The following is a 15312-nucleotide window of genomic DNA, read 5'->3' as shown; positions in this document are numbered from 1 at the left end:
GCCTCTTCAGTTCAGACTACGGAAAGGCCGCCCAATGGGCGGCCTTTTTGCTTTGAGAATGCGGGAAGCTAGGCGCCTGTTTGAACCCAGGTCACAGCCTTGTCAAAATCATCGGCGCCAAAATGCTTTGCGTTCACCCCGAACGCATGTGTGCCTACTTTGGAGGCCATTTTCTGCCAGCCGGCATCGCCAACAATAGCCGCACGGGTCAATTGCCCGACATGCGCACTGGCCATCGCGAAGTGGTCGCGCAGCGCGCCCAAGCCCTGCCAGCCGTCAAATTCCCGCAGATCGATCACCAGCCCAAACGGGCTTTTGCCCGCCAGAAGATTGTCGAGATCTTCGGATTTGCCTTCGTAGATCTCGCTGTCGAGCTTACCCATCAGGCGTACGCAGACGGTGCTGTCATCCACCGCGTCAATCTGAATGGAGCCAAGGCTTTCGCGCAGCCACCGGCGGGCATCGTCAGCTTCTGACAGGCCAAACAACGCCACGGGGCAGGGCATCAGCACGCCAAACATCGAGATCAGCCGTTTCATTGTGCTGTCGTCCGTCGCAATGGCACAGCGGTCAAACCCGCGCCAGTGTTTGAACCCCATCCGGCTGTCCTGCCACATGGCGCCGGCGGTGAAATCCCCCGGTCCACCGTCCAGGATCACCAGCAGGCGAATGTTCTCCGCCTGCTCGATGGCCCGGTCAATCGCCGGGGTCAGAACGTCGGTATAGTCGCTTTCGGTAATGGGGGCGGTCATGCGGACTTCCAGAAATTCCGGTCCGCCTGCTTCAGTCACTTCAATCATGTCGTCACCTTAATAAACTAACTGCACCGCCATGGTGGCACAGCCACCAAGGCCAGCCCAACAAAAGTTTGAGTATTTTGCTCGGATTGCGTGCAAGCGGAAAAATCTTAAGCCTGAAAATGGCTTAACTTGTTCACAAAAATGTGTGTCGACCTTGCTTTTGCAATCCGCTTGGGGTGACACTGTTCCCATGCACCCGCGCGCGACGTCGCGGATTGAAGAACAGGGGAAATGTCATGAGACATATGTTAAGCGCGGCCGTTCTGGCCGCTGTTTGTGCTGCACCTGTTGCAGCCGAAGAGTTTAAGTGGGCGGGCACCACCGATCCGCAAACCATGGACCCGCACGCGGTGAACTCTGCACCGGTTCTGGGCTTTCTGAACAACGTGTATGAAGGCCTCGTGCGTCGCGGAAAAGACATGTCGATTGAGCCCGCGCTGGCGACCAGTTGGGAGCCGATTGGCGACGGCGAAGGTTGGCGTTTCCATCTGCGCGAAGGTGTGACCTTCCACGATGGCAGCACTTTTGACGCCGAAGACGTTCTGTTCTCTTATGAGCGTGCGTCCAACGAAGTGTCTGATACCCGCAGCTGGTTTGCGCCGGTGTCTGAGGTGAAGGTTGTCGACAGCAAGACCGTCGACATCATGACCTCCGCCCCCAACCCGATTTTCCCGGACAGCATTGCCAACTGGATGATCGTGGACAAAGGCTGGGCCGAAGCGAACAACGCCGCGCTGCCGGACAAGGAAAACGGCAACTACGCCACGCTGAACGCCAACGGCACCGGCGCCTTCATGGTGACCGAGCGCGAACCGGACCTGCGCACGCAGCTTAAGCCGTTTGACGGTTGGTGGGACGAGGCAACGCATAACATCACCGTGGCGGAGTTCACCCCGATCCAGAACTCGGCCACCGCTGTGGCCGCGCTGTTGTCTGGCGAGGTGGACATGATCAACCCGGTGCCAATCCAGGATGCCGAACGTCTGCAAGGCCAGGATGGCGTGCAAGTCATTCAAGGCATCGAGGCGCGCGTGATCATGCTTGGTTTTGCCCAGGAAGCTGACGTGCTGAAATACGGCGCGGATGCCGGCAAGCCAAACCCGTTCCAAGACGCCCGTGTGCGGGAAGCGGTGTCCAAAGCGGTGAACGTGGACGCGATCCTGAAAACCATCATGCGTGGCAATGCCGAACCCGCCAGCCAGTTGGTCAGCCCGGCAATGCGCGGCTACTCCGCTGCCAACATGGACCGTCCGACGTATGATCCGGAAGGCGCCAAAGCCCTTCTGGCAGAAGCGGGCTATGCCGATGGCTTTGCCTTTGGCCTGAAGTGCCCAAACAACCGTTACCTGAACGACGAAGCGGTTTGTCAGGCGGTCACAGCGATGTTGGCAAAAGTCGGCATCAATGCTGAACTGGACGCCATGCCGGTCTCCAACTACTGGCCAGAACTGCGGGCGGATAACTTCGACATGTATCTGCTGGGCTGGTCCCCGGGCACCTTTGACGCAGAGCACCCAATCCGCTTCCTGGCGCACACCCCGAACTCTGAGAAGAAACTCGGCAGTTGGAACTTTGGCGGCTACTCCAACGCCAAGATCGACGAGATGCTGCCGATGATCCAATCGGAGATCGATGATGGCAAACGCCAGATGATGCTCGACGAATCCGCAGCGATTCTTCAGGCGGAAACCGCCTATGTGCCGATGTACGTACAACCTCTGGTATGGGGTGCGCGTGACAACGTCTCCCTGACACAGCGCCCGGATAATTTCTTTATTCTGCGCTGGGTGAACGTGCAATAAAACTGCCTAAAAATGAGGCGGCGGGCAATCTTCGCCGCCTCACGCGCTGCACTTGACCTGCGCCCTTTGAGAGCGCAAGGCTCGCGCCAATAAAAAAACAAAGGGACGCAGTGATGCTGACGTATGTCTTAAAAAGAGTACTACAGTCCGCATTGGTTCTTCTGGTCGTAGGCTTAGTTGCCTTCAGCATGTTTCAATTCGTCGGGGATCCGATTGATAACATGTTGGGTCAGGAACGCACCGATGCTGACATTGCCCGTCTTCGGACGGAGCTTGGGTTGGATCAACCTTTCCCGGTGCAATACTACAAATTCCTCGAAAACGCGGTGCAAGGTGACTTTGGGGTCAGCTACCGTCAGGGCCGCCCAGTGGCGGAAATCCTTGTGGAGCGTGCGCCAGCGACGTTGGAACTGGCTGCGGTCAGTGGTTTTCTGGCGATTTCAATCGGTATCGGCCTAGGGGTGTTCACTGCGATCCGCAAAGATGGGTTCCTCGCCAATGCGATTATGTCCATCTCGCTTATCGGGGTGTCTCTGCCGACCTTCTTGATTGGTATTTTGCTGATCTATCTGTTCTCGGTTGAATTGGGTTGGTTACCCGCCTTTGGCAGGGGGGATGTGGTGCACATTGGTTGGTGGAGCACCGGCCTACTGACCGCGACCGGGCTTAAGGCGATCATCCTGCCTGCCATCACCCTGGGTCTTTATCAAATGACGCTTATCATGCGTTTGGTGCGCTCCGAGATGCTGGAAGTCTTGCGTCAGGACTATGTGCGCTTTGCCCGGGCCCGAGGTCTGAAAGACCGCACGGTGAACTTCCGCCACGCGCTGAAAAACACGCTGGTGCCGGTGATCACGGTGACCGGTCTGCAGCTTGGTTCGATCATCGCTTTTGCGATCATTACGGAGACTGTGTTCCAATGGCCGGGTGTCGGTCTGTTGTTCATCAACGCGGTTCAGTTTGTCGACATCCCGGTGATGGCGGCCTACCTGATGCTGATTTCGGTGATGTTTGTGGGGATCAACCTGATCGTTGACCTGCTCTATTTTGCGATCGATCCGCGCCTGCGCACGGACGGGAAGGGGGCACACTGATGTCTGATCAATCCGCAACCGCACCGCAGTCGCGTCTTGCCAAGGCGCTGGACAGCGATTTTGTCTACAGCTTCCGCCGCTCGCCGGTGGCCGTGGTGTCTTTCATCGTGGTGATGCTGCTGGTGCTGAGCGCTGTCTTTGCACCGCTGATCGCGCCGTATGACCCGTTTGATCCGGGCTCTCTGGACCTGATGAACGGCTTTACCGCGCCGATGGCGCCCAATGACTTCACCGGTGACGTCTTCTGGCTTGGCACAGACGATCAGGGCCGCGACGTGTTTTCCACCATTCTTTATGGCATGCGCGTCTCGCTCTTTGTCGGCTTGGCCGCTGTGAGCTTCGCCATGATCCTCGGCATCACGCTTGGTCTGGTGGCTGGCTACGTCGGCGGTTGGGTGGAAACCCTGATCATGCGCGCCGCTGATGTGCAGCTGACCTTCCCCTCCATTCTGGTGGCCATGCTGATCTTCGGGATCGCCAAAGGTGTCATCCCAATTCAGCACCATGACCAAATGGCCATCTGGGTACTGATCATCGCGATTGGCCTGTCTGATTGGGTGCAATTCGCCCGCGTGGTGCGTGGCGCGACGCTGGTGGAAAAAGACAAAGAGTACGTGCAAGCCGCGCGTATGATGGGTCGCGGTCGTGGCATCATCATGCTGCGTCACATCCTGCCAAACGTGTTGTCGCCTGTTCTGGTGATTGCGACGATTTCCTTGGCGTTGGCCATTATTGCTGAGGCAACACTGTCCTTCCTCGGCGTGGGCGCACCGCCGACCCAACCGTCGCTGGGCACCTTGATCCGCATCGGGCAAGATTTCCTCTTCTCCGGTGAGTGGTGGATCATCCTGTTCCCATCCGTGACCCTTCTGGCGCTTGCGCTGTCTGTGAACCTGCTGGGCGACTGGCTGCGTGATGCATTGAACCCGAGGCTGCAGTGATGACCGAGAAACTCCTAGATATCGAGGGCCTCTCGGTCCACTTCCCGACCCGTCGCAAGCTGTTTGTGGCGGTGAACAAGGCCAACCTCGCGGTTGAGCCGGGGGAAATCCATGGTCTTGTCGGCGAGTCCGGTGCGGGCAAATCCACCATCGGCGCCGCCGTGATGGGCTTGCTGGAGCGCCCCGGCCACATCGCCGAGGGCACGGTGAGCTTCAAGGGGGAGCACATCAACGGGCGCGATGCGGACGGCATGCGAGCGCTGCGGGGCGCGAAGATCTCCATGATCTTCCAGGACCCGCTGACCTCGCTGAACCCGCTTCTGACCGTTGGGCAGCAGTTGGTGGAAACCATCCAGTTCCACCTGAAACTGTCCGACGCGGACAGCAAAAAGCGCGCGATTGAGCTTTTGGACCGGGTGGGTATTCCCATGCCGGACGAGCGCATCAATCAATACCCACACCAGTTCTCTGGCGGCATGCGCCAGCGGGTGGTGATCGCGCTTGCGCTCTGCTCGGAACCGGATGTGATTATCGCGGATGAGCCGACCACGGCGCTCGACGTGTCGATTCAGGCGCAGATCCTTGAGCTGATCAAGGAGCTGGCGCGGGAACGTCAGACCGGCGTGGTCCTGATCACCCACGACATGGGTGTGATCGCGGACACCACAGATAAGGTGACCGTGATGTATCAGGGGGAGGTCGTGGAAAGCGGCAGCACAGAGCAAGTGCTTGGCGCCCCGGCGCATGAGTACACCAAGTCGCTCATCGCCGCAGTGCCACGTCCGACGCTCAAGGTGCATCGCTTCCCGCAGCTGTCTTATGGTGGTCGTCAGATTGCGTTCCACATCGACGATTTGGCGCGCAACTGGGACCGTCCGGAGCCAACCAAATCCGGCACGCTTTTGAAGGTCGAGGGGCTCACCAAGACTTTCCTGCAAAGTGGGTCGATCATCCCATCACGCCGCAAGTTCTTCACTGCCGTGGACAAGGTCAGCTTTGACATCCGCGAAGGTGAGGTCTTTGGCATCGTGGGGGAAAGTGGCTCGGGCAAGTCGACCGTGGCCCGCATGATTGCGACGCTCTATCAGACCAATGGTGGCAAGATCTTCTTTGACGAAGACGAGATCACGCAGCTCAAGACCGCCAAGGACTTGGAAAGCTACCGCCGTCAGATCCAGATGATCTTCCAGGACCCGTTTTCCAGCCTCAACCCGCGCATGCGTGTGGATGAAATCATTGCGGAGCCGGTGAAACACCACAAGCTGCTGGAAGGCGCTGCCATTCAGCACCGTGTGGACGAGTTGTTGGAACGTGTGGGGCTTGGCTCGGAAGCGGGCCGAAAGTATCCGCACGAGTTCTCCGGTGGTCAGCGCCAGCGGATTTCGATTGCGCGCGCTCTGGCAACACAGCCGCGCTTCCTGATCTGTGACGAGCCGACATCCGCGCTCGACGTGTCCATTCAGGCGCAGATTCTGAACATCCTCAAAGATCTTCAGGAGCACCTCGGCCTGACCATGCTCTTCATCAGCCACGACCTGCCGGTGGTACGCCAGATGTGTGACCGTGTCGGTGTGATGCGTCAGGGGCAAATGGTGGAGGTGGCGGACACCGAAACGCTGTTTGCCGCACCAAAAGAGAGCTACACACGAGAGCTTTTGAGCTTGATGCCCAAGCTCGAAGGGCTGTCCACGGAAGGTCTTCAGGACGAGATCATCTAAAACCAGAAAACGCCGCTCTCCGGAGCGGCGTTTTTCATTTTCAGGGTGCGACCAAGCAGAGGCTGGCATCCCCTCAGGTCTGCTGGCAGAGTGCGGAAGACATCCGAGGAACCCCGCCATGACCGAGCCCACCACAACCGCCTTTCCAGAGCAACGTGACGGCGAGGACCGTCTGTCTTTTGATCCACTGGAGCGCGTGGATGCGCAGTTGCGCTTTATTGGTCACATCGAAACCCCATGGCAGCGCGGCGATTGTCCCAAGAACGTGACCCGTGCCCGCGAAACCGGTCAGGGCGCCCGTGTTGTGCTGGAGCCTGGCTTTGCACAGGGACTGACGGGTTTGGAAGTCGGGCAGGGGATTTTGCTGTTTTACTGGATGCATCAGGCGCGGCGCGATCTGATCACCCAGCGGCCCCGGCATCGCGATACCGCGAGCGGGACCTTCGCACTGCGCTCGCCCAACCGCGTGAACCCGATTTCACTGGCGGCGGTGCGCATCACGTCGCTGGATTTGGAAGCAGGCGTCATGGGCATTGACGCCATCGACTGTTTTGACGGCACGCCGCTCTTGGATATCAAACCCAGCGCGCCTGCCGTGGATGTGCCGCCAGAACTCTAAAGACTAGCGCGCAAAAATCCGGGGACGAGTCGGCGCGGTGTGCGGCCAGATCCGGCGGTTTTTGTTGCAGGATGGCTTGGGCTCCACAGCGAAGTCCGTGTCGCCACAGGCGGCCACGATGAACGCACCCGTACGATTCGCCCGACGCGCTGGAGGGCGCGCGTCTTGCGTTTGGCTGCGTGGCAGTACCCAGACTGACAAATGTGTTTTTGTCATAGTTCCCATTCCCTTACGAACCGCGCCCTGAAGAGAGAATCAGAGAGGGCAGGCGCGGGGCTTACAACACAGGGAAACCGTAGAGCGATTTGGTTAATGAAGAGTCAGTGGTTAAGCGATGGTTCGCGAAAGTCGGAATCTGGAAATTTTTTCGGTCAGTTTTGGCGGGCAAGGCGATTGGACTTGCCGATAGCAAAGCGGTGCTGATAACGCAGTCTGGCTATGATGTTCACCACACCTACATATGCTTCAGGGGGCCGCCCCGATATGCGCACAGCCCCAAGCGGTTTGGGGTTTTTGCTATGAAGCTGGACCAACGGGACATCGACATCCTTGCTGTGTTGACGCGAGAAGGCCGCATCACCAAAGCGGCACTGGCAGAGAAAATTGGCCTCTCGCCAACCCCGTGCTGGGATCGTCTGAAGAAGCTTGAAAAAGCCGGGCTTATCGAAGGCTACGGCGCGCGCATCAACCTCAAGAAACTTGCGCCCAATGTCACCGTGTTTGTCTCTGCCGAGATCGCCGACCACACCGCGGCCAGCTTCCGGGCCTTTGAGGCCGCGATGCAGCGCTATGACGAGGTTGTGGCCTGCTGGGCGCTTGGCGGAGGCTTTGACTATCTGCTGCAAATTGTGACCAGCGACATCGACGCGTATCAGCGCTTGATTGACGAAATGCTGGACGCGCGCATCGGCCTGTCGCGCTATTTCACCTACATCGTGACCAAGCCGGTGAAGGAGCACGGCGCGCCACCGTTTGATGTGCTGCTTGGCGCGACGGAACGCAGCTAAATCCTCTGCGAACACCAACAACTTCGGACAAATCTTCTGTGGACTTGCGGCAGGGTCTCCTCATCAAGAGGAGACTTTCTACCATGACGCAAACCGCGCTCTCTGCCCGCGCAGACATCACCGACAAGGCCCTTGTGCGGTCCTTTTCCTACATCAACGGCAAATGGCAGGCGGCCAAAGATGGTGACAGCTTTGCTGTGACCAATCCTGCAGATGGCACCCATCTGGGCGGCGTGGCCGCGATGTCTGCTGAGGAATCCTCGACGGCGGTGGACGCGGCACAGGCGGCCTTCCCGTCCTGGGCGGCGCTGTTGCCACAGGAGCGCGCGGCCATTTTGCGCCGCTGGTTTGAACTGCAGCTGGAGCACAAAGAAGATCTTGCACGGATCATGGTGCTGGAACAGGGCAAGCCCATTTCCGAAGCCCGCGGCGAGATCGACTATGGCGCGGCCTTTGTGGAGTTTTACGCCGAGGAATCCAAACGCCCCAACATCGAGGGGGTTACCAGCCACCTGCCGGATGCCGAGGTGGAGCTGTGGCGCGAACCGGTGGGCGTGGCTGCGCTGATCACGCCGTGGAACTTCCCCTCTGCCATGCTAACCCGCAAGGCCGCCGCCGCGCTGGCCGCTGGCTGCACCGTGGTGGCGCACCCTTCTGGGGAAACCCCGTATAGCGCCTTGGCGCTGGCGGAACTTGCCGAGCGTGCGGGTATTCCGGCGGGGGTGTTCAACGTGGTCACGGGCATTGCCCCCACCGTTGTCGATCCATGGACCCGCGACACCCGCGTGCGCGCGCTGTCCTTCACCGGCTCCACCGAGGTGGGCAAGCTGCTCTTTCGTCAGTCCGCCAGCACGGTAAAGCGCTTGGTCATGGAACTGGGTGGCCACGCGCCGGTGATTGTCTTCAAGGGCGCGGATCTGGATGTGGCAGTTGAAGAAACCATCAAAGCCAAATTTGCCACCTCGGGTCAGGACTGTCTCGGCGCCAACCGCATTTTTGTGGAGCGCGACATCTACCCGGCTTTCTGTGAGACGTTTGTCGCCGCCACCAAGGCGTTGAGTGTTGGTCTGGGTATGGACGATCCCGACATTGGCCCGCTGATGAACGAGAAGGCGGTGCAGAAGCAGGAAGAGCATGTGGCTGATGCTTTGGCCAAAGGTGCCAAGCTGGCCTGTGGCGGCAAGCGTCATGCGCTGGGCACGCTGTTCTTTGAACCCACCGTGCTGACCGACGTGCCCGCAGAGGCGCAGATCATGTCGGAAGAAACTTTTGGTCCGGTTGCGCCCATCACGCCCTTTGACAGCGAGGAGGAGGTGGTCGCGGCGGCCAATGACACAGAATATGGTCTGGTGGCCTACGTGCACAGTCACGATCCACGCAGGATCTACCGCCTCAGCCGTGCGCTGCAATACGGCATGGTGGCGGTGAACCGCACCAAGGTCACTGGCGCCCCGATTCCTTTTGGCGGCACCAAACAGTCCGGTTTGGGGCGTGAGGGCGCCCGACTGGGCATGGAAGAGTTCACCGAGATCAAATACGTCTGCCGCGACTGGGGCTAGGAACAGCCAGGTCAGACTTTCCGGCGCGCGCATCCCCACGGATGGGCGCGCTTTTCTATTGCGTGGAGATGCAGAAAGGCCTGGCAAACGACACGGAAACGCATAGGCGTTTTGGCGGTGAGGTTCATGGTGGTGGAGGATAAAAGTGGCATCCCGTAGGGGAATCGAACCCCTCTTTCCAGGTTGAAAACCTGGCGTCCTAACCGATAGACGAACGGGACGCTCTTTTATGGGCGCGTCAGAGACCAGGTCCCTATACCCCGCTTATGGCATCCCGTAGGGGAATCGAACCCCTCTTTCCAGGTTGAAAACCTGGCGTCCTAACCGATAGACGAACGGGACGCGCTTAAGCGTGAGGCGTATCTAGTGAAACCATGGGGTGGGTGCAAGTGGAAATTTGCGCGACTTCCGGAAAATTTTTGCGACGACGGCGGGGGCGTTGCCCCCACCACAGCAGGGCTGCGAGTCCCCCAGGATATTGAGGGCTAAAGGAAGCTTTGGCTAGGCGCGGGCGGCGTCTTCAAGCCGCAGTTGCACCGACTGACGCCCGCCCCAGGTGTTGATTTCCAGCCGTCCGGCCAAGTGGAACCGCGCGCCGCCATGCGATTCGAGCGCAGGTCCCAGTGGCGTGTCATAGGCGCCAAAGGCAATCGCATCGATGCGCGCGCCAAACCCGTCGCCAAAGGTCAGTTTCAGGTGGCTGTCGCCCACGCGTTTGGTGAAGCGGATCTCCACATCCGGGAAGGCAAAACGCGGCGCTGCCGCTCCCGCACCAAAGGGCCCGGCTTTGTCGATGTCGTTGATCAGGTCGACCGTGGCCCCTGTGGGCATCAGCAAGCTGTCGAGTTTGAGGTCTGCGGGCCCGGCGTCGCCTGCGCCTTGTTTGGCCAGCAGTTCAGACAGGCGTTCCATGGCCGGTTCCAGCTGATCCTGCGCCACGCTGAGGCCCGCGGCCATCTTGTGTCCGCCGCCTTTGATCAACAGGCCCTCGGCAGCCAGTTTCTGAATGCTCGCGCCCAGATCGACGCCGGAAATTGACCTGCCAGAGCCTTTGCCTTCGCCATCCTCAAGTCCAATCACCACAGCAGGTCGGTTGGTGGCCTCTTTCAGGCGTGAGGCGACAATGCCCACCACGCCGGGGTGCCAGCCTTCGCCTGCGGCCCAGACCAGCGGCGCGTCCAATCCGCGTTCTTCGGCCTGCGCCATGGCGGCGGCCCGCACTGAGGCTTCGATGTCGCGACGTTCGGTGTTGAGTTCATCTAGGCGCGCGGCCAAAGCCTCTGCCTCGGCGGGGTCGCTGGTCGACAACAGACGTGCACCCAGATCGGCCTGTCCAATGCGTCCGCCCGCGTTCACCCGTGGCCCCAGCAGGAAGCCAAGGTGATAGCTGTTGGGCGCAGAATCCATGCGGCTCACGTCAGAAAGCGCCACCACGCCGGGACGGTTCCGCCGGGCCATCACTTTCAACCCCTGCCGCACCAAAGCGCGGTTCACGCCAATCAATGGCGCCACATCGGCCACGGTGCCAAGTGCAACCAGATCCAGCATCGCCATCAGATCCGGCCCCCGTGTGCCGTCCGCCTCCCGCATCTGCCGGTTGGCTTCTACCAGCATCAGGAACACCACCGACGCCGCGCAGAGATGGGCCAGATCGCCGCTTTCATCTTGCCGGTTGGGGTTCACCACCGCCACGCAGTCCGGCAGGGTCTCCCCACCAAGGTGGTGATCCAGCACCACCACATCCGCGCCTTTGGCCGCGGCAATCGGCCCGTGACTCAGGGTGCCGCAGTCGACACAGATGATCAGGTCATGCGCCCGCGCAAGGTCTGCCATCGCTGCCTCATTGGGGCCATAGCCTTCGTCAATCCGGTCCGGGACGTAGAGCGTGGCTTGCAGGTTCATCTGGCGCAGCCAGGTAATCAGCAAGGCAGCTGAGGTACCGCCGTCCACGTCATAATCGGCAAAGACCGCAATACGCTGGCGGGATTTCACGGCCTGCAAGAACCGCCCCGCGGCCACTTCCATGTCTTTAATACTGCGTGGGTCCGGCAGCAGATCGACCAGCTTGGGTTCCAGAAAACTCTCGGCCTCGCCAGCACTCACGCCACGCCGCGCCAGAACGGCACAGAGGGCAGGGGGCAGAGCCGTGTCTTGCGCCAGTTGCTCCGCCGCGCGGGAGGTTTCCACATCCGGCCCCACCCAGCGCCGTCCGGTCAAGCTTTCGGAAACACCAAGGAAATCAGTCATATCGGGGCCTTCGTCTTAAGAAAAGGCCCGCCAAAGAGGCGGGCCATCTGGGCGCATGGCCCAATCAAACAAGAATGTCTGTTGCGATCAAGAGGTCTGATCCACTGGTGCGCGGTAGGTCATACGACGTACGGACCCGGATTTGGAACGCATCAGCAGGGTTTCTGTCTCGATCCAACCCGGGGTGCGCTTGATCCGTGGCAGCAGGGAGCCGCCGGTCACGCCGGTTGCGGCAAAGATCACATCCTGCGTTACCATCTCGTCACGGGAGTAAATACGATCCAGATCGGTGATGCCAGTTTTTGCAGCACGCGCGCGCTCGTCGTCATTGCGGAACACCAGACGGCCCCACATCTGACCACCCATGCATTTCAGAGCGGCGGCTGCCAGAACGCCTTCTGGTGCGCCACCGCGGCCCATATACATGTCGATGCCGGTTTCTTCGGCTTCGGCACAGTGCATCACACCGGCCACGTCACCGTCGGTGATCAGGCGGATGGAGGCGCCGGTGGCGCGCACTTCTGCAATCACGTCTTCGTGGCGCGGGCGCTCCAGAATGCAGACAGTGATGTCAGAGGTCTCACAGCCTTTGGCTTTGGCCAGTGCTTCGACACGCTCTTTCGGGCTCATGTCCAGTGACACTACGTTTTCAGGGTAACCCGGACCGATGGCCAGCTTGTCCATGTAGGTGTCTGGTGCATGCAGCATGGAGCCGCGCGGGCCCATGGCAATCACGGTCAGTGCGTTTGGCATGTCTTTGGCGGTCAGCGTGGTGCCTTCCAGCGGGTCCAGGGCGATGTCCACGCCCGGGCCGTTGCCGTTGCCAACCTCTTCGCCGATGTAAAGCATTGGCGCTTCGTCACGCTCGCCTTCGCCGATGACAACGACACCTGCGATGTCCAAAAGGTTGAGCTGCTCGCGCATCGCATTTACGGCGGCCTGGTCAGCAGCCTTTTCGTCCCCGTTGCCAATCAAGGCAGCGGACGCAATGGCAGCCTGTTCCGCAACGCGGGCGAGGCCAAGGGACAACATGCGATCGTGAAATTCCGGCTTCAGCGACATGAAATAAATCCTTTTGAACACGTTTAAGACCGCAATAGCGCAGCCCTATGCCCGGCGCAACCTGAGCCCGCCGGGGATTGGTCTCAAAACGGAGATCAGACAAAAATGGTCACATCATCCATGACAAACAGGTCGCCGGACAGCGGTAGCGGCAACGGCGTGCCGCCAGCGGTGGTGAAGACCACACGATCTACCGCATCAAAGATGGCATCGTCAAATTCCAGCAATGTCGGGCCGGTGGTGGAGAGCGTGAAGGTCTCGGACCCAAGACTTGTGAAGACCTCGACGTTTTCAAACACACCGGGGCTGGTCTCGATGAACTGGAAGGACTGATCAAAGGCTTCCACGGTCAATTGCATGCCTTCGTTGGATGCCGAAGTGACCTGCGCGCTTTTAAAATCGAAGGTGTCGACAAAATCGCCGTTCAGCGTCACGCCACCCGTGCCGCCCACCACCATCACGCCTCTGGTGGCGCCGTTGGCCACGCCGGTGTCAAGCTGCCCGCCGCCACGGTTGCCGCCCAACTGACCAAACAGCGTGGTGTCGATCGTGGCCCAGCCCGCCGACCAAAGCACGCCACCTGCGGTGCCTTCAAAAGAGGCCGCGTGAGGTTGGCCCTCAAACGACAGGGTTGAAGAGACTGGCGCCGGTGGCTCTCCGCCGTCGCCGCCATCGCCCGGGTCAGGTTCCGCGTCATCCGCACCATTGATGGTGATGGAGAGTGTGGTAGTGGCCCGCGCACCGCTTGGATCGGTCACCGCCACATTGAAGGTGTCTGTGCGCACATCTCCGGTGTTCAGCCCCTGCACCAACTCGCTGTCGTTGTTGAGCGCATAGCTCCAACTGCCATCCGGGTTCACGGTCAATGTGCCAAAGCCGCTGGTGTCGCTGCCTAAAACCGTAAAGCTCAGGGTGTCGTTTGTATCGATGTCTGTCACCTCAATCAGGCCGCGTGCAATGAGCCCGCCGTCCTCTGTCACCTCGCGAACATTAAACACGGTGCCGTTGATCACTGGTACGTCGTTGCTGCCGTTGACATCAATCGAGATGGTTTCCGTGTCAAAGCCGCCGTTGCCGTCGCTGACCTGAACATCAAAGGTCTCCACAACGGTTTGACCGGCGGCCAAGGCTTGCACTGCCGCAGAACTGTTGTCGAGCACATAGCTCCAGGTGCCGGTGTTGGGATCCAGCGCAAGCGTGCCGTAGGTGCCGGTGGCACTGCCGACAACGTTGAAACTCAGCGTGTCGTTCTTGTCGATATCACTGGCCACCACTGCGCCAGAGGCGGTTTGCACCGCGCCGTCTTCGGTAACGGAGTCATTGTCATAGGTGATCGCGCTGATCACGGGCGTGTCGTTGCTGCCGTAGATTGTCACCGAAACGTTGGCTGAGTCAGTGCCGCCATTGCCATCAGAAACCTGCACCACAATGGTGTCCACCAGGCTGTCACCCACGCTTAATTCCTGTACCGCGAGGGAGGCATTGTCCAAAATGTAGGTCCAGGCGCCGGTATCGGGATGAATGGCAAAGGTGCCATAGGTGCCGGTCCCGCCCGAGAAGGTCAGCAGGTCGTTCACGTCGGGGTCCACGGCAGAGACCACACCGTTTGCGGCAAGCACGCTGTCTTCTTGAAGGTCGCCAACCTCGTTGGTCACGCCGGTGATGCTGGGCGCGTCATTCACCCCGGTCACGGTGACATCCAGCGTCTGCGTTGTCAGGTTTCCCTGACCGTCATCAATCACAATGGTGATGGTCGCCGTCTCATAGTCACCGACGGAAAGATAATTGAAGGCTGTGGTCGGATCAAAACGATAGCTGAAGCTGGCGCCGACCCCCATGCCCTGCGCCAAGCCGCTGCTGCCGATCAGGCTCAGGCTCCCTTGGGAGGTGGAAATGCTCGCCACCGTGACCGTGCCGCCGTCAAAATCGTAAGCGTCAAAAGCAATCACCACCGGTGTGTCTTCGTCCGTGGTGGCGTCCTCCCCCAGAACCAGTGCGGCATTAGCGCCGCGTAATTTGAAGGTGTAGTCGTCAAATTGCAAAAGCTCGACACCGCGCAGGGTATCAATGGCAGTGTTGCCGTCGGAGTGGTCGATGTCTTTGACGTAGAACTTGCGGAACCACCCTTGTTCCCAGCTGTAGCCAAATACAGAGCCCTCATAAACAGCCGTGTCGCGGCCACGCCCGCCCCAAATCTGGTCGTAGCCTTCGCCACCGGACATGGTGTCATTGCCGGTACCACCAAAAATCTTGTCGTTGCCGCGCCCGCCGGAAATATCGTCATGGCCCCAGCCGCCAAACAGCAGATCGCTGCGGTTGCCGCCGATTATCGTGTCATTGCCACCGCGGCCGAAGATTTTTCCAGGCAGGCCGTTGCCTTCTAGGGACAAGACATCCCCTTTCTGCGTGCCAACCACAATCGGCTTCAGGAACCAATCGAGCCATGAGTTAAACCTAGGCATG

11 protein-coding genes and 2 tRNA genes are annotated in these 15312 nt (G+C 59.8%); 7 read left to right on the top strand and 6 right to left on the bottom strand.

Features of this window, described 5'->3' with window-relative positions; translation table 11 throughout:
- Positions 1 to 68: 68 nt before the first annotated feature.
- Positions 69 to 800, bottom strand: a complete 732-nt coding sequence (locus MK208_RS19990) for an STAS/SEC14 domain-containing protein (protein WP_294119443.1) — start codon at positions 798 to 800, stop codon at positions 69 to 71.
- 245 nt (positions 801 to 1045) lie between these two features.
- Here MK208_RS19990 and MK208_RS19985 point away from each other — a divergent pair, with 245 nt between their 5' ends.
- The 7 genes from MK208_RS19985 (at position 1046) to MK208_RS19955 (ending at position 9540) form a co-directional block, all read left to right on the top strand.
- Complete coding sequence (locus tag MK208_RS19985) at positions 1046 to 2602, top strand: ABC transporter substrate-binding protein (protein WP_294119445.1); 1557 nt, start codon at positions 1046 to 1048, stop codon at positions 2600 to 2602.
- A 113-nt stretch (positions 2603 to 2715) separates the two neighbouring features.
- Positions 2716 to 3696 (top strand): ABC transporter permease, encoded by a 981-nt coding sequence (locus MK208_RS19980; protein ID WP_294119442.1) that lies wholly within the window; start codon positions 2716 to 2718, stop codon positions 3694 to 3696.
- Entirely contained in the window at positions 3696 to 4637 is a 942-nt protein-coding gene (locus MK208_RS19975; protein WP_294119441.1) for an ABC transporter permease, read from the top strand. The genes MK208_RS19980 and MK208_RS19975 overlap by 1 nt, the downstream gene beginning before the upstream one ends.
- A complete protein-coding gene (locus MK208_RS19970; protein WP_294119440.1) occupies positions 4637 to 6355 on the top strand; it encodes an ABC transporter ATP-binding protein in 1719 nt (572 codons plus the stop codon). Before MK208_RS19975 ends, MK208_RS19970 begins: the two co-directional genes overlap by 1 nt.
- A gap of 118 nt (positions 6356 to 6473) precedes the next feature.
- Positions 6474 to 6974, top strand: coding sequence for a TrmO family methyltransferase (locus MK208_RS19965; protein ID WP_294119438.1), 501 nt, complete (start codon positions 6474 to 6476; stop codon positions 6972 to 6974).
- A gap of 518 nt (positions 6975 to 7492) precedes the next feature.
- Complete coding sequence (locus tag MK208_RS19960; RefSeq protein WP_294119437.1) at positions 7493 to 7981, top strand: Lrp/AsnC family transcriptional regulator; 489 nt, start codon at positions 7493 to 7495, stop codon at positions 7979 to 7981.
- A gap of 83 nt (positions 7982 to 8064) precedes the next feature.
- Positions 8065 to 9540 carry an NAD-dependent succinate-semialdehyde dehydrogenase gene (locus tag MK208_RS19955; RefSeq protein ID WP_294119435.1) on the top strand — a complete coding sequence of 492 codons (1476 nt, stop codon included), beginning with the start codon at positions 8065 to 8067 and terminating at the stop codon, positions 9538 to 9540.
- A gap of 146 nt (positions 9541 to 9686) precedes the next feature.
- On the opposite strand, the gene MK208_RS19950 is transcribed toward MK208_RS19955, so the two are convergent.
- The 5 genes from MK208_RS19950 to MK208_RS19930 all read right to left on the bottom strand — a co-directional run bounded on the left by MK208_RS19950 (position 9687) and on the right by MK208_RS19930 (position 15311).
- Positions 9687 to 9761: transfer RNA gene (locus tag MK208_RS19950), tRNA-Glu, on the bottom strand.
- 46 nt (positions 9762 to 9807) lie between these two features.
- Positions 9808 to 9882 (bottom strand) — tRNA-Glu (locus MK208_RS19945).
- A 159-nt stretch (positions 9883 to 10041) separates the two neighbouring features.
- Positions 10042 to 11787: a single-stranded-DNA-specific exonuclease RecJ gene (gene recJ, locus MK208_RS19940; protein WP_294119432.1), complete on the bottom strand. Its 1746-nt coding sequence runs from the start codon at positions 11785 to 11787 to the stop codon at positions 10042 to 10044.
- 87 nt (positions 11788 to 11874) lie between these two features.
- Positions 11875 to 12849: a class II fructose-bisphosphatase gene (gene glpX, locus MK208_RS19935; protein WP_294119431.1), complete on the bottom strand. Its 975-nt coding sequence runs from the start codon at positions 12847 to 12849 to the stop codon at positions 11875 to 11877.
- A gap of 95 nt (positions 12850 to 12944) precedes the next feature.
- Positions 12945 to 15311 (bottom strand): VCBS domain-containing protein, encoded by a 2367-nt coding sequence (locus MK208_RS19930; protein WP_294119430.1) that lies wholly within the window; start codon positions 15309 to 15311, stop codon positions 12945 to 12947.
- Position 15312 lies beyond the last annotated feature (1 nt).

The organism is Shimia sp. (assembly GCF_022448905.1).
Lineage (GTDB): Bacteria > Pseudomonadota > Alphaproteobacteria > Rhodobacterales > Rhodobacteraceae > Shimia.
The sequence above is the reverse complement of the archived record's forward strand: the minus strand, read 5'-3'. Positions and strand labels throughout refer to the sequence as shown.